This window comes from Streptomyces sp. NPDC028910 (assembly GCF_055564955.1).
Window position 1 is genome coordinate 461,726 of the sequence record NZ_JBVHVF010000001.1, and the last position, 14,918, is coordinate 476,643.

The following is a 14,918-nucleotide window of genomic DNA, read 5'->3' on the forward strand; positions in this document are numbered from 1 at the left end:
CCCATTCACCCCGCGCATTCCGGCGCGTCCGCCGGAAACGCGGAATGGACGGCAATTCCCGGTAAACCCCTCGGCGTTACCGGTCAGCGTTCCGTGGCCACCGCGCTCAGGAGTTCCACGGCGACGTCCGCGGCATAACCCGTCGTGGGTCCCGTACGGCGCGCGAATTCCCGTACGCCGGCCAGCTGCTGCGGACCGAAGCGGAAGTCGAGCGTCGTGAAGTAGCGCTCCAGCAGCTCCGCGTCGAAGGCCTCCCAGCGGGCCGCCTGCTCGGCGACCTTGGCGACCTCCTCCAGGGAGACGTCCCGGGAGGCGAGGAAGGCCTCGTGGATCTCGCGCACGACGGCGGGCTCGCGGGCGAGGTAGTCCTTGCGGGCGGCCCAGACGGCGAAGACGAACGGCAGTCCGGTCCACTCCTTCCACATGTGCCCCAGGTCGTGCACGGTCAGCCCGAGCCGCGGCGCGTCGTGGAGCGAGGCGCGCAGCGCGGCGTCCCCGATCAGTACGGCCGCGTCGGCCTCCTGCATCATCACGCTCAGGTCGGGCGGGCAGGTGTAGTAGTCGGGCCGGACCCCGTACTGCTCGGAAAGCAGCAGCTGAGCGAGGCGTACGGACGTCCGGGAGGTCGAGCCGAGGGCGACGCGGGCTCCGTCGAGCTGCTCCAGCGGGACCTGCGAGACGATCACGCAGGACATGACGGGGCCGTCGCAGCCGACCGCGATGTCGGGGAAGGCGACGAGCTGGTCGGCGTTGCGGAGGAACTCCACCAGGGTGATCGGGGCGATGTCCAGGTCCCCCTGGACGAGGCGCTCACTGAGCTTCTCGGGGGAGTCCTTGGTCAGCTCCAGGTCCAGCAGCGTGCCGGTTCTGGCGAGCCCCCAGTAGAGGGGCAGGCAGTTCAGGAACTGAATGTGGCCGACGCGGGGCCGGCTGCGGTAGACGTCCACATCGGGAGACTAGTCCCCGGGTCCGCGTCAGCCTTCCGGTGGGTCTCAAACGTCCGGGTGACGTGATCTTTCCCTCTGGTCTCGGCCGCAGGGTGCGTGCTAGGCTCGTCGCAAGTTGCAGTTTGGTTTCCCTTGCAGTACGAGGCCTGCGGAGAATGTGACCCGCAGGCTTTTGTAGTTTTCAGACTTCTTAGCAGGTTCTGGAGCAGGGCGACCCTTTGGCCCATAGGAGGGCTCATGGCTACCGGAACCGTGAAGTGGTTCAACGCTGAAAAGGGCTTCGGCTTCATCGCCCAGGACGGCGGCGGCCCGGATGTCTTCGTCCACTACTCCGCGATCAACGCCTCTGGCTTCCGCTCCCTTGAGGAGAACCAGACGGTGAACTTCGACGTCACGCAGGGTCCGAAGGGCCCGCAGGCGGAGAACGTCACCCCGGCCTAGTCGCCTGGGCCAACCTCAATCGCGGGTTGGAAATGCAGTACCCAAGGAGCCCTGTCCCCTCTGCGCGAGCAGAACGGCAGGGCTCCTGCCTTTTCCCTCCCGGGGTGGGGGGCGGCTGCGTATGCGGGAACCCGGGCCTACGGGCCCGCCTGGGCCGGGGTCAGGGGCTGGCCGGGGGGGCGGTCAGGGTGGAGGGGGTGATCTTGAGGTCCAGGATCAGGACCACGTTCTCCGGGGTGATCAGGCGCAGGTGGTACGTCCCCGGGGCGAGGTCCGCGTCGGTGAAGAGCTCCGGCAGGGTGATCTTGCCGTCGGCGCCGCTGGGGGCCAGGTCCAGGGTGGTCAGCTTCTCGCCGTCCTCGCCCTTGAAGTACGGGCCCTTCGCGGTCGCCGGGTCCACCGGGACCCACGTGCCGTCTGCGTCCTTGCGTACGAGGCCTGCGGTGGCCTTGGTGCCCGCCACCGGCTTGCCGGCGGCCGTGGCGAAGACCTCCACGCCCTTGATGCTCGTACCGGCGACCGCCTCCAGCGGCTTCGCGTCGTCCGCGCGCGCCAGCAGGTCCGCGACCGTCACCGTGACCTTGCCTTCGAACCGCACGGTCAGCTCTGCCGCGGTGGAGTAGGCCGAGACCCGCAGCGTGAACGCGCCGGCCTTGGGGCCCGCCTTGAGCCCGGGCGCGGCGGCGATGCCGTCGGCGCCCGCCTTGACCACCAGGGAGTCCGCCGAGCCGAAGCGGGTGCCGCCGGTGGTGTCCCCCTCGACCGCGAAGACCACCTCCTGGCCGACGGCGGGCTTGCCGTCGCTGAGCAGCACCTTGACCCGCGGGACCTGGGTGAAGGCCGCCCCGGCCTCGGCCGTGAGCCCGGGGCCGTCGAGCAGCGTCAGCTGGTGCAGGTGCGGCGCCGGCTTGCTCGGGGTCGGGGTGGGCGTGGGGGTGGGCGTCGGGGTCGGCGTGGGTGTCGGCGTGGGGGTGGGCGTCGGAGCCGGCGTGACCGGCTTCTGCGGGGCCGGCGTGGGCAGGGTGCCCGGCGACTGCGGCGGGTAGTTCCCGGCGGGCGGGTTCGGCACCTCGGCGACGCCGCCGTTCTGGTACTGCCGCATGAAGCCGAGCACGGTGTTCACGTACTCGCGGGAGTTGTTGTAGCTGAGGATCGCCGCGTCGAGCTTGGCCGCGTTCGACAGGTCCCGGTCGCCCGCGCACAGGTAGAGACCCGCGCCCAGCGCCGCGTCGTAGATGTTGTTGGGGTCGCGCTTGGCGTCGCCGTTGCCGTCGGCGCCCCAGGTGGCCCAGGTGGAGGGGATGAACTGCATCGGGCCGATCGCCCGGTCGTACTCGGTGTCCGCGTCCCACTCGCCCTTGTCGGTGTCGCGGATCTCGGCGAAGCCGTTGCCGTCGAGGCGGGGGCCGCGGATCGGCTTCTCGGTGTAGCCGTCGGCCTTGAGCCCGTAGCCGGAGGCGTGGACGGACTCGACCCGGCCGATGCCGGCCAGCAGTTGCCAGGGCAGCTTGCAGCCGGGCAGCGCGGCCCCCACCGAGAGCTCGGCGCGGTGGTAGGCGTCGAGGGCGGTCGCGGGTATCCCGCTGGCCCCGTCCTGCGCCCCCGCCCCGGCGGGCGGCGGGTCGGCGACGACGTCGGGCAGATCCAGCCGGCCGTCACCACGGTCGGTGGCCTGCGGACTGTCCGGGGTGGGCTCGGACTCTCCCGCGTCGGCGGTCGACGGATTGGTCACGACCGCGGCGGTGGTCAGGCTGGCCGCGAGCGCGGCCGTGCACAGGACCTTGCGCGAGGTGTTGACGAGGTGGCGGTGAAGCGGCTTCACAGTGCGGCGATCCCCCCAAGGAGCGTGAATATCCACTGTCTATCAGGTATTCGAACTCGACTCGCCGTCCCCCCGGCAGATGTGACGCACCATTCGTCTCGCCTTCACCGGGTCTCCTGACCGAACGGACAAAGGCCCCAACTCCCTGCCCGAAATACCCCCGTGCCCACCCATTCCACATGACCGCACCCGGTCCTGTGACCCACATCACGCATGCAAGATCAAGGAGGGGCGATGACTTCCGGGAAGCACGGCAGTCTTTCTTGCGTACACACCGACCGAAGAAGAGGAACGCATCCCATGCGCATCGTCATCAGCGAGTTCATCAGCCTTGACGGCGTCGTTCAGGCCCCGGGCGGCCAGGGCGAGGACAACGACGGCGGCTTCGCCCACGGCGGCTGGTCGCACCCCTTCTTCGACCCGGAGGTGGTGGGCGGCGCCTTCACCGACGTGATGGAGAAGGCCGAGGCCCTGCTGTTCGGGCGCCGCACGTGGCAGACGATGGCCGGGGCGTGGCCCGAGCGCGCCGGCGACCCGTTCGCCGACCGGATGAACTCCCTCCCGAAGTACGTCGTGTCGCAGACCCTGGGCGATGACGAGCTGACGTGGAACAACACGACGCGGATCACCGGCGACAAGGCCGTCGCCCGCATCCGGGAGCTGCGCGAGAGCGACGGCGGCGACCTGGTGGTCATGGGCAGCCCCACCCTCGTACGCGCCCTGCTGAGCGAGGGCCTGGTCGACGAGCTCCGGCTCATGATCATGCCGGTGCTCCTCGGGGGCGGTAAGTCGATCTTCCCGGCCGACGGCGGACTGCGCACGCTCGAACTGGCCTCCACGACCGTCAGCGCAGCGGGCGTGCACGTGTGCACCTACCGCCCGGTCGCCGGCGCGGGCTCGAATCCGGCGTGAGTTCGCATGAGCCGGGCCGCTAGTTTGACGCCATGATCACTCAGATAGTGACGCTCGTCGGCGTCCTCGTCGGTGCCCTGACCTCGTTCCTGGCCACGACCATGGCCGAGCGCGCCCGGCACCACCGGACCATGGCGACGCGCTGGGACGAGCGCAAGCTCAACACGTACATCGAGTACGCGTCCTGCGTGAAGGAGATATCCGGCACCGCGAAACGAGCCCGGCTGGCGGCGGAGGGAACGGACACCCGGCAGGAGAACCTCGCCGCGATGGAGGCGGCGGAGCTGAAGAGGTCGGTGCTGTTCGAGACCCTCGTGCTGCTGGCGTCGCCGGCGGCGATCGAGGCCGCCCACGAGGTCAACGTCGCCCTGTGGAGGCAGGAGATAGCGACCCGCCGCGGCGACCAGTCACCGGCGGAGGACGATCTGGTGCCCTTGATGAACCGCTATCACGATGAGGCACGGATCGACCTGGGCATCCCCCGCAAGGCCTGGCGCGGGGAGCAAGAGGCCGCGGGTTCCGGTTCGGGTTCGGGCATGGCCTGATGGAACGCTGGTGCGGTGGTGGAACTCGACGCCGTGCTCCCCTGACCTGACCCGGTGGTGTGGGGAGCGTCGGCAGCGGTCGGAGCGTCAGGGCTTGCCTCCCAGCGTCAGCTCAGTGGACCACGCCTCTCCCGGCTTGCCCTGAGTGCTGTCGAAGGTGCCCGTGAAGACCCCTTCCACGGTCAGCTTCTGTTGGGCCGCCGAGGACTGGAGGATGTCGCACACCTCGGCTACCGATGTCACGGGACCGCCCTTGATTCCCTGGATTACATCGCCCTCTGCGATGCCGGCCTTGGCGGCTTGGGTTTCCGGAAGGACATCCCAGACGTACACCCCTTCGAGGTTCTTCTTCTCGAAGGCTTCGAAGGCCTTGAGTTGCGCGGCACCGTACTCCTCCACGGAGGCGGCGAGGGTGGGATCCGTCAGGTCCGCGAGCACCCACCCGACGTCATTCTTGTTGTCGCCCCCGGCCAGACCGTCGAGCTTGGGCCTCGCATGATCGCTGCTGATCGCGTAGCCCTGCCCCTCGACCACCATCGACCCTGCGGAACTCATGGTGTTGATGCCGACGACTTCACCCTTGGCGTTGAGCAGGGGCCCTCCCGAGTTGCCCGGATTCACTGTCGCGGAATGCTGGATCAAGGAGGGGAAGTTCGGAAGCGACGGGATCGGCGCGGAGTCTATGTCGGCCGATTGCACAGCGCCGGAGGTGAAGGTGACATCCTGTTTGGCGTCGGGGTCCGCCGCGGACACCGGATAACCGAGCGCGATGACCGTGTCGGTCGTCTCCACGTCCTCGCTCTTCCCGAACTTCAGTTCCTTCAGATCCTCTTGAGGCGACGCGATCTTGACCACGGCGAGATCCTCGCAAGGATCGGTGCCGAGCACCCGCACAGGAACCGGTGGCCGGTCCTCTATGGCCACCTTCAGGGCAGCTTGCCCCTCTACGACATGCGCGTTGGTGACGATGAGCCCCTCATCCGCGTTATAGATGAAACCGGAACCACCGGTGTCTTTCCCTATGACCTGCACAGTGGCCGGCTTGGCCTTCTCGTAGACCTCTTTGGGTGAGGGATCATCCTGTGCCCATGCCCCCGCAGGTCCCCACATGGTGATCGCCATGGCCAGACTGCAAGCGGCCACACCTCTGACTCTCGCTCTCATAAGGTCCCCTTCGGGCTGGGGCGGCCCCGGTCCCGCCCTGGGACCAGTGCTGGCCGGGAAGGATTTGCTGCACTTTCAGCGTAATCCCGGGCTTTGAGCAGCGCGTGCCGAGCCGGTTGCGGCTGGACCTGCGGGGTGTGCGAGTTGCGGGTACCGGCCTCCACGAGGACAATGCCGCGCTCGCCGCGCCGGCCCCCTCACCCCCGGTACAAGTCCTCTATCTCCTCGGCGTACCGCTCCGCCACCACCGCTCGCCGCAGCTTCAGCGTCGGCGTCAAGGTGCCCGCCGCGACCGTGAAGTCCTCCGGGAGGATGTGGAAGGCGCGGATGCGGGCCGGGCGGGAGAGCGTGGCGTTGGCCTGTGTGACCGCCTCGTCGATCAGCGCGTGGACCGCCGGGTGCGCGGCCGGGGCGGGGCCCAGTGCGAGGCCCTCCCGCCCCGCCCAGGCCGTGACCTCCTCCGCGTCCAGGGTGATCAGGGCGACCGGGTACGGGCGGCGGTCGCCGATCAGGACCGCGCGGGAGACGTAGCGGGAGCGCTGGACGGCGAACTCGACCTCCGTCGGGGTGAGGTTCTTCCCGGCTGAGGTGATGATCAGCTCCTTCTTCCGGCCAGTGATGCGCAGGTACCCGTCCGCGTCCAGTTCGCCCAGGTCACCGGTGTGGAGCCAGCCCTCGGGATCCAGCGCGTCGGCGGTCGCGGCCGCATTCGCGTGATAGCCGGGGAACACCATCGCCCCCCGCGCCAGCACCTCCCCGTCCTGCGCGATCCGCACCTCGCAGCCCGCGATCGGGCGGCCCACCGTCCCGTAGCGCACGGCCTCCGGGTGGTTGAGGGAGATGACACCGCCCGACTCCGTCATCCCGTACCCCTCGAACACCGTGATCCCGCACGCCCGCAGGAAGTCCAGGGTCGCCGGGGCGATCGGGGCGCCGCCGGTGAGCGCCCACTTCAGCCGGCCGCCGAACGCGCCCCGGACCAGGGAGTACAGCGACTTCTCCGCCGCCTCGTACTCCGCCCTGCGCTCCTGCGGCAGCCGGCCGTCCGCCGCCAGCAGGCCCACCCGTACCGCCGCCTCGAAGCGTCCCCGGCCGCCCTCCTCGGACTCCGCCAGCGAGAGCACCACCGCGTGCAGCTTCTCGAACAGCCGCGGCACGGACGGCAGATGGGTGGGGCCGACCTCGGCCACCTCGGAGAGCACGTCCTCGATCCTGCCGCCGAAGTAGCACAGCTCACCGCCCTCCAGCAGCGTCGTGTACTGGATCAGCTGGGCCAGCATGTGCGCGAGCGGCAGGTAGAGGTACGTCGAGTCCCCCGGGCCGCCCTTGATCAGCGGGAGCGTGGCGTCCTGGATCGCGCCCAGGTTCCCGTGGGTGAGGCGGCAGCCCTTCGGCAGGCCCGTCGTGCCCGAGGTGTAGACGATCGACGCGTCCGCCCCGGGAGCGACGGCCGCCGCCCGGGCGAGCAGTTCGGACTCGGCGGCCGGGGTGGCCGCGGGCGCGTCGGCCGCGGCCGGGTGGGCCGAGCCCCGCCCGCCCAGCTCGTCCATCAGCACCACCGCCCGCAGCGCCGGCAGTTCCCCCCGCAGCGCCTCCACCCGTGCCGCCTGCCTCCCGTCGTCGCAGACCACGGCCACCGCCTGCGAGTCCGACAGCACCCAGGCGAGCTCCTCCTCCCCCGCCGTCGGGTACACCGGTACGAGGACCGCGCCCGCCGCCAGCACCCCGAAGTGCGTGTACGTCCATTGCGGCCGGGTCTGCGCCAGTACGGCCACCCGTTCCCCTGCGGCCACGCCCAGGCCGATCAGCGCGCACCCGACGGCCCGTACCTCCGCGCCCAGTTCCCCGTACGTACGCGTCCGCCACCCGCCTCCGTCCGGCGAACGGAACCGCAGGGCGGTCTGCGGCCCGTAGCGCTCCTCGGTCCACTGGGTGAACACCGCCAGCGTGCTCGGCCGTCCGTCCATCGCGTGCCTCCGGGGGTTGGTGACCGGTTGGTCGGTGACTCCCGACGCTAGGCAGCCGCACCACCGCCGCGGCATGACCGGAAGCGTCACCCCCGCTGACCCGAGCGCTCATTGGCGCTACCGTCGGAGCCATGGGGAGGCGGACGATCACCGTGCACCACGTGCGTGCCCTGCTCACGGGGGCCCGCCGCAGCGGCATCGACACCGTGCCGCTGCTCCAGGAGGCGCAGATCCCGCCGCTGCTGCTCGGCGACGACCGGGCGCGGATCACGCCCGCGCAGTTCGCCCGGCTCTTCCGGGCGCTGTACCGGGCCACGCAGGACGAGTTCCTCGCCCTGAGCCCCGTCCCGAGCCGCCCCGGCACCTTCGCGATGATGTGTTACGCCTCGCTCGGCTGCCGCGATCTGGGCGGGGCCGTGGAGCGCGCGGCCGCCTTCTACGGGCTGTTCCCCGGGGGACCCGAGCTGGCACTCGACGTCGTGGGCGGCGAGGCCCGGTTCACCGTGCGCAACGACTTCGCCCGGGACGAGGACCGCTTCCTCACCGAGTGCGTCCTCGCCATCTGGCACCGGCTGAGCAGCTGGCTGATCGGGCGGCGCATCCCCCTCGCGTACGCCGCCTTCTCCTATCCCCCGCCGCCGCACGAGGACGAGTACGCGATCCTCTTCGACTGTCCGGTCCGCTTCGGGGAGGACCGTACGGGCGCCGCCTTCGACGCGCACTGGCTGACCGCACCCCTCGTACGGGACGAGCCCGCGCTCGACGCGATGCTCCGGCGCGCCCCCTTCGACCTGTTGTCCCGCCCGGAGTACGGGACCACGGTCGCGGAGCAGGTACGCCGGACCCTGACGCAGCGGCTGCGCACGTCGCCGCGGCTGCCCGCGCTCGGGGAGGTGGCGGCGCGCCTCGCGGTGTCCCCGGCGACGCTGCGGCGCCGGCTCCAGCAGGAGGGGACGTCCTTCCAGCAGCTGAAGGACCACGTGCGGCGGGACGCGGCGATCGCGGGCCTGGCGGAGGGCGGCGAGCCGATCGCGGAACTCGCCGCCCGGCTGGGCTTCTCGGAGGACACCGCCTTCCACCGGGCGTTCCGCCGCTGGACGGGCACGACGCCGGGGGCCTACCGGATCGCTTCCGGCGGCTGAACCGGGCGGCGGCGCCCTCGCGGGAGGTGGCCGGGCGGCGGCGGGGTCAGTATGGACGGAGGAGGCCTTTCTGACCCGTGAAGGGAGTCTCTGTGATGAGACCGATCCGCCGCCCGGCCCGGCTCGCGGCCTGGCCGGCAGCGCTCGCCCTGACCGTCCCCCTGACCCTCCTGGCCGCCCCCGCCCATGCCCATGCCCATGCCCATGCCCATGCCCAACAGGCCTCGTGCAAGGTCAACGGACAGATCGGTGCCACCGGCACCGCCAAGAACGACGTCATCGTGTGCAGCGGGCCCGTCAACTCCTCCGTCACCGGGGGCGGCGGCAACGACACCATCAGCATCGGCGGCAGTGCCGTCAACGGGAGTGTCGAGGGAGGCGACGGCAGCGACACCATCAGCACCGGCAGCGGTCCCGTCAATGGGAACATCGAGGGGGGCGACGGCAACGACACCATCAGCACCGGCAGCGGTGCGGTCAACGGGAGTGTCGAAGGGGGCGAGGGCAACGACACCATCTTCACCGGCGGGAACGTCGGCAGCGTGGACGGTGGACCGGGCACGGACCTGTGTGTGACGGCGTCGGCCAACCCTCCCGACAACTGCGAACCCTGATCTGAAGCGGCCGGGGCAGCCGCAACGTCACACGGCGGCAAGGTGGCCCTGGGCTTTGCCTTCGGCCGGGGCGCCGGGCACGTTCAGCGGGCGGCGGGGCAGGACCGTGAGGGCGACGGCCAGGGCGGCGACGAGGAGGCCGGCGCCGACCGCGAAGGCCAGGTGGTAGCCGCCGGTCAGGGCCTCGGATGCGGGGCGGCCCGCCGCGGTGAGGGACTCGGTGCGGGAGGCGGCGAGGGTGGAGAGGACCGCGATCCCGAGGGCCATGCCGATCTGCTGGGTGGTGTTGAAGAGCCCTGAGGCGAGGCCCGCGTCCTCCTCCTTCGCGCCGGACATGCCCAGCGAGGTCAGGGCCGGCAGGGCGAGGCCGAAGCCGGCGGCGAGGAGCATCGCGGGGAGCAGGTCGGTGAGGTAGTTCGCCTGCTCGGCCCGGGCGGGCAGGCGGGTCAGCAGGCCGAGCACGCCGACCAGGAGCAGCAGACCGGCCAGCAGGACGTTGCGCTCGCCGAAGCGGGCACCCAGGCGGGCCGAGACGCTCAGGGACACCGCACCGATGACGGCTGCGGCCGGAAGCATCGCGAGGCCGGTCTCGGCGGCGCCGTAACCGAGCACGTTCTGCATGTAGAGCGCGACGAGGATCTGGAAGGAGAAGAGGGCGGCGACCATCAGCATTTGGACCAGGTTGGCGCCGGAGACGCTGCGCGAGCGGAAGATCCGCAGTGGCATGAGCGGGTTCCGTGCGGTGGCCTGGCGGACGAGGAAGCCTGCGATCAGGGCGAGCGCGAGGGCGCCGGAACCGAGCGTGCGGGCGGAAGTCGCCCCGTACTGCTCGACCGTGACGACCGCGTAGATCCCGAGCATCAGACCGGAGGTGACGAGCAGCGCGCCGAGGATGTCCGCACCACCGCCCCCACCGACGTCCGCACCGGCGTCCGCGCCGGCCTTCAGGCCGAGGCCGCGGTCGCGGTCGCCGGGGAGGGCGGGGAGCGCGACGAGGACGGCCGCGATGCCGATGGGCAGGTTGATGAAGAAGATCCAGTTCCAGGTGAGCGCGTCGGTGAGCACACCGCCGAGCACCTGCCCGATGGAGGCACCGGCCGCGCCCGTGAAGCTGAACACCGCGATGGCCTTGGCGCGTTCGCGCGGCGCGGTGAAGAGCGTGACGAGGATGCCGAGACTCACGGCGGAGGCCATGGCGCTGCCGACGCCCTGGAGGAAGCGGGCGGCGATCAGGACGCCGGGGGAGGCGGCCACGCCGGCCAGGAGCGAGGCGGCGGTGAACACGCCCGTCCCCGCGAGGAACATCCGCTTGCGGCCGATCAGGTCGCCGAGGCGGCCGGCGAGCAGGAGCAGCGAGCCGAAGGCGATGAGGTAGGCGTTGACGACCCAGCTCAGCCCGACCGGGGAGAAGCCGAGGTCGCTCTGGATGGCCGGCATGGCGACGGTCACGATGCTGCCGTCGAGGATCGTCATCAGCATTCCGGTGGCCAGGACGCCGAGGGCGAGCCAGCGGGAGCGCGAGGGGTCCGGGCCGGGACTGGGCACGGATGCGGGCACGGGTACGGGTGCGGGCACGGGTACGGGTGCGGAGGTGGTGGGCACGGCGGTCTCTCCTGTCGATGGGAGGCAACAGGAAAGACCGTAGCAGATAGTTTCGTTGCAGACTATCTTCTACGGAACGATGACTGCGAACCGACCGGACCCGGCCGCCGTCAGCCCTTCTGGCGCGCCCGCCGGGCCGGCCGCGCCCCCTCCTCGGGCACCTCCAGATGCCCGGTGACCAGGCGCTTCAGCGCACGGAGCAGCACGTCGCGCTCATCGTCGGGCAAGGTGTCGAGGACGCTCCCGTGGACACGGTCGACGATCTCCTGACTCTCCTTCGCGACCTTCGCCCCCTCCTCGGTCACCGCGATGATCCGCGCCCGCCGGTCGGTGCTCGACGGCCTGCGCTCGGCGAGGCCAGCCTTCTCCAGCGCGTCGACGGTCACCACCATCGTGGTCTTGTCCATGTCGCCGATCTCGGCGAGCTGCGCCTGGGTCCGCTCCTCTTCGAGGGCGTGGACGAGCACGCAGTGCATGCGCGGGGTGAGCCCGATCTCGGCGAGACGCGCGCTCATCTGGGTCCGCAGCACGTGACTGGTGTGGTCCAGGAGGAAGGAGAGGTCCGGTTCGGTGCGGGTGGGTGCCATGGCCGTCATGCTGCCAGGGTAGCGAAAATCGATCCGTCGCGGATTATCGGCAAAGGGACGACCTGGACGGACGACCCTGGCGTGCGATTCCGGGCCAGGAAAGGTGAGCTGCGCGGTCAACGACCTTCCTACCGGTCGGTCACTACCTTCACCTCACCTACCTCCGCACGGACCGTCCTTGGGAGAGCCGCCCATGCGCATCCGCAGCACCGCCCTCGCCACCGTGGCCGCCCTGGCCCTCTCGGCCTGGATCCCCGCCACCGCCACCGCCACAGCCACCGCACGGGCCGAGGCCGCCACCGCCCGCCCCGGCGATGTCGTCAGCAGCGCCCCGTCCGCCTTCCATCCGCTGCCGGGCCAGCCCACCCACACCAAGGCCTGGAAGATCCACTACCGCTCCACCACCGCCGACGGTTCCCCGAACGTCGTCTCCGGCACCGTCATCGTCCCGCAGGACGGCCGCACCGGCCCGCGCCCCCTGGTCACGTACGCCGTCGGCACGGTCGGCCTCGGCGACTCCTGCGCGCCGAGCGACAACCTCCCGTACGGCACCGCCATGGAGGCCAACCTCATCCAGCAGCTCACCCTGCGCGGCTGGGCCGTGGTCGTCACCGACTACGAGGGCCTCGGTACCCCGGGCGTCCACACCTACACCGTGGGCCCGTCCGCCGGGCACGCCGTCCTCGACGCGGCCCGCGCCGCCCAGCGGCTGCCCGAGGCGGGGCTGTCGGCCACCGGCCCCGTCGGCATCATGGGTTACTCCCAGGGCGGCCAGGCCAGCAGTTGGGCGGCCGAGCTGCAGGGCTCGTACGCCCCGGAGCTCCAGGTGAAGGGCACGGCGACCGGCGGTGTCCCCGGTGACCTGCTGGAGGTCGCCGACTTCAACAACGGCTCCTACGGGTCCGGGCTCATCTTCATGGCGGCCGCCGGACAGGACGCGGCCTTCCCGGAGCTGAAGCTGGACTCCTACCTCAACCCGCTCGGCAAGCTGCTGATCGCCGGGATGAAGGAGAACTGCGTGGCGGTCGACGCGATCGCCGGCTCCTTCAAGCGGATCTCCGACGTGACCACGCGCGACCCGCTGGCCCAACCGGACTGGCAGGCCCGGCTGGGCCAGAGCAGGCTCGGGCGGACGGCCCCGGCCGCGCCCGTGTACCAGTACCACGCGCTCGCCGACGAGTTGATCCCGTACGGGGTGGGCCGCCGGCTGCGCGCCGACTGGTGCGCGAAGGGCGCGGACGTCGAATTCGACACCATCTGGGTCGGTGAGCACGTCAGCGGCGTGATCACGCACTCCCTGGAGGTCGGGAACTGGCTGGCGGACCGCTTCGCCGGGCGTCCGACCCGCGCCAACTGCTGACCGCGCGAGGCGTGTTCCCCGCCCGTCCCGCCCCGCCCCGCCGGCTATTCCGCGGCGGGGCAGGACCGCGTCCCGGACGGCAGCCGCCCGTCGATGAGGAAGCCGTTCGCGTACTCCGTCACGCACGAGGAGAATCCGTACCCGGTGTGCCCCTCGCCCTTGTAGTCCACGACCACCGCCGAACCAAGCCGCTTCGCCGTCTCCTCCGTCCACTCGTACGGGGTCGCCGGGTCGCCGCGGGTGCCGATCAGCAGCATCCGCGGGGCGCCCGGGCGGTCGATCTTCCGGATGAAGTCGGTGCCGGCGGGCCGCCCGTAGCAGGAGAGCACGGTAGCCAGCTGGCTCGGCCCGAAGATCTCCGAGGCCTTGAGGAACTCGCCCTCCAGCGCGAGCAGTTCCTTCTCCACCGCCGCCGGGGTGGCCTTGGCGTTCGACCGGTCCGGGTCGTCGGCGCAGAACACGGCGACGCGGGCGGCCTCACTGTTGTCGGCGGGCACGGGATCGGAATCCTGGTCGCCTTGGTCCCCCTGGTCCTCCTGGTCCTCCTGGCCCTCCTGGTCGCTGCCCGGCTCTTCCACCGGGGCCGCGAGCTCCAACAGACCGGCCGGGTCCTCGTCCCGCTCGGCCTTCGCCAGCGCCTCGGCCAGCGCGGGCCACATGAACTGCGCGAGCAGGGCTCCGCCGATCAAGGAGACGGCGTGCTGCCCGGTCACGTACGAACCGTCACTCGCGACCAGCGGTTTCTCGTCGAGCCGCGTCACCAGGGCGGCCACCTTCTCCTTGGCGGTGCGGGTGTTGGTCCCGTAGACGCAGTCCTGCTGGTGGGCGCACCAGGTCAGGAAGTTGTCGAGGGCCCGCTGCTGGCCGCGCGCCAGTGCGAGTGCTTCCTCGGCGAGGGGGTCACCGAGGTTGTCGACTCCGTCGAGGACCATGCGGCCGGTGCTCCGGGGGAACTGCGCGGCGTACACGGCGGCGAGCCTGGTCCCGTAGGAGAAGCCCAGGAAGTTGAGCTTCTCGTCGCCGAGGATCCGGCGCATCACGTCCATGTCGCGGGCGACGTTGACGGTGCCCATGTGCGCGAGGACCGGGCCGGAGGCGAGCTCGCATCGCTGGACCTCGGCGCGCACGGCCGCCAGGAGTGCGGCGGTGTCTTCGGCCTCGATCCCCGCGCCGCTGGGTCCGGCGCAGGAGACGGGTTCACTGTGGCCCACCCCGCGAGGGTCGAAGGTGACGAGGTCGTACCGCTCGCCGAGGTCGGCGTAGGCATGGGGGTCGGCTGCCAGGTACGCGACGCCCGAAAGGCCGGGGCCGCCGAAGTTCATCAGGAGCGAGCCGATGCGCTTCGACGGGTTGGTGGCCGGGATGCGGGCCAGGGCCACCTTGACCGTGCCCTTGCTCGGGGCCGCGTAGTCGAGCGGGACCTCGATCGTCCCGCACCGCATCTCGGCGGGGACGCGCTTCTCGGGGCAGTCGCCCCACCGGACGCGCTGGGTGTGGAACCGCGCCAGCGGGTCGCCGCCGGTGGGCGTGGGTGCGGGTGCGGGCGTGGGGCCGGGGGCCGCGCTGAGCGAGGACAGGACCAGGACACAGGCTGCGATGACGGTACGGACGGGGGAACGGTGCATTGCACCCTCCTCGGGTGGCCCCCCGGACCCATCAGCCCGTCCACCATAGACCGACTCCCCGCGACCCGCCTGCCCGGCACCTTCAGCCTCGCCGGGGGGTGGGGGGGGGGGGGGGGGGGGGGGAGGGGGGGGGGGGGGAAGGGGGGGGGGGGGGGGGGGGGGGGGGGGGGGGGGGGGAAGGGAGGGTGCG

Annotated in this window: 13 protein-coding genes; 6 read left to right on the forward strand and 7 right to left on the reverse strand. The window is 71.3% G+C overall.

The window, feature by feature from the left end; genetic code table 11:
- Positions 1-83: 83 nt before the first annotated feature.
- Complete coding sequence (locus tag ACZ4TV_RS02190; RefSeq protein ID WP_468129693.1) at positions 84-947, reverse strand: menaquinone biosynthetic enzyme MqnA/MqnD family protein; 864 nt, start codon at positions 945-947, stop codon at positions 84-86.
- A 237-nt stretch (positions 948-1,184) separates the two neighbouring features.
- On the opposite strand from ACZ4TV_RS02190, the gene ACZ4TV_RS02195 reads away from it, so the two are divergent.
- Positions 1,185-1,388 (forward strand): cold-shock protein, encoded by a 204-nt coding sequence (locus tag ACZ4TV_RS02195; protein ID WP_030012116.1) that lies wholly within the window; start codon positions 1,185-1,187, stop codon positions 1,386-1,388.
- Between the two features lie 160 nt (positions 1,389-1,548).
- On the opposite strand, the gene ACZ4TV_RS02200 is transcribed toward ACZ4TV_RS02195, so the two are convergent.
- Positions 1,549-3,210, reverse strand: coding sequence for a lytic transglycosylase domain-containing protein (locus tag ACZ4TV_RS02200; RefSeq protein WP_468129695.1), 1,662 nt, complete (start codon positions 3,208-3,210; stop codon positions 1,549-1,551).
- 300 nt (positions 3,211-3,510) lie between these two features.
- On the opposite strand from ACZ4TV_RS02200, the gene ACZ4TV_RS02205 reads away from it, so the two are divergent.
- Together ACZ4TV_RS02205 and ACZ4TV_RS02210 are read left to right on the forward strand one after the other, a co-directional pair.
- A complete protein-coding gene (locus tag ACZ4TV_RS02205) occupies positions 3,511-4,122 on the forward strand; it encodes a dihydrofolate reductase family protein (protein WP_468129697.1) in 612 nt (203 codons plus the stop codon).
- Positions 4,123-4,154: 32 nt separating this feature from the next.
- A complete protein-coding gene (locus ACZ4TV_RS02210; protein ID WP_468129699.1) occupies positions 4,155-4,667 on the forward strand; it encodes a hypothetical protein in 513 nt (170 codons plus the stop codon).
- Between the two features lie 87 nt (positions 4,668-4,754).
- On the opposite strand, the gene ACZ4TV_RS02215 is transcribed toward ACZ4TV_RS02210, so the two are convergent.
- Together ACZ4TV_RS02215 and ACZ4TV_RS02220 are read right to left on the reverse strand one after the other, a co-directional pair.
- Positions 4,755-5,789 (reverse strand): S1C family serine protease, encoded by a 1,035-nt coding sequence (locus ACZ4TV_RS02215; protein WP_468129701.1) that lies wholly within the window; start codon positions 5,787-5,789, stop codon positions 4,755-4,757.
- Positions 5,790-6,028: 239 nt separating this feature from the next.
- The gene (locus ACZ4TV_RS02220) at positions 6,029-7,798 is read right to left on the reverse strand and encodes an AMP-dependent synthetase/ligase (RefSeq protein WP_468129703.1); all 1,770 of its coding nucleotides are present in this window, start codon (positions 7,796-7,798) and stop codon (positions 6,029-6,031) included.
- Positions 7,799-7,929: 131 nt separating this feature from the next.
- On the opposite strand from ACZ4TV_RS02220, the gene ACZ4TV_RS02225 reads away from it, so the two are divergent.
- Together ACZ4TV_RS02225 and ACZ4TV_RS02230 are read left to right on the forward strand one after the other, a co-directional pair.
- Positions 7,930-8,940 carry an AraC family transcriptional regulator gene (locus ACZ4TV_RS02225; RefSeq protein WP_468129705.1) on the forward strand — a complete coding sequence of 337 codons (1,011 nt, stop codon included), beginning with the start codon at positions 7,930-7,932 and terminating at the stop codon, positions 8,938-8,940.
- 95 nt (positions 8,941-9,035) lie between these two features.
- Positions 9,036-9,554, forward strand: a complete 519-nt coding sequence (locus ACZ4TV_RS02230) for a calcium-binding protein (RefSeq protein WP_468129707.1) — start codon at positions 9,036-9,038, stop codon at positions 9,552-9,554.
- A gap of 27 nt (positions 9,555-9,581) precedes the next feature.
- Here the strand turns inward: ACZ4TV_RS02230 and ACZ4TV_RS02235 are convergent, their stop codons facing one another.
- Positions 9,582-11,033 carry an MFS transporter gene (locus ACZ4TV_RS02235; protein ID WP_468129914.1) on the reverse strand — a complete coding sequence of 484 codons (1,452 nt, stop codon included), beginning with the start codon at positions 11,031-11,033 and terminating at the stop codon, positions 9,582-9,584.
- Between the two features lie 233 nt (positions 11,034-11,266).
- Positions 11,267-11,752, reverse strand: a complete 486-nt coding sequence (locus ACZ4TV_RS02240) for a MarR family winged helix-turn-helix transcriptional regulator (protein ID WP_468129709.1) — start codon at positions 11,750-11,752, stop codon at positions 11,267-11,269.
- 184 nt (positions 11,753-11,936) lie between these two features.
- Here ACZ4TV_RS02240 and ACZ4TV_RS02245 point away from each other — a divergent pair, with 184 nt between their 5' ends.
- Positions 11,937-13,103, forward strand: coding sequence for a lipase family protein (locus ACZ4TV_RS02245; protein ID WP_468129711.1), 1,167 nt, complete (start codon positions 11,937-11,939; stop codon positions 13,101-13,103).
- A 44-nt stretch (positions 13,104-13,147) separates the two neighbouring features.
- Here ACZ4TV_RS02245 and ACZ4TV_RS02250 read toward each other — a convergent pair whose 3' ends face one another.
- The gene (locus ACZ4TV_RS02250) at positions 13,148-14,728 is read right to left on the reverse strand and encodes an alpha/beta hydrolase (protein ID WP_468129713.1); all 1,581 of its coding nucleotides are present in this window, start codon (positions 14,726-14,728) and stop codon (positions 13,148-13,150) included.
- Between the last annotated feature and the right edge of the window lie 190 nt (positions 14,729-14,918).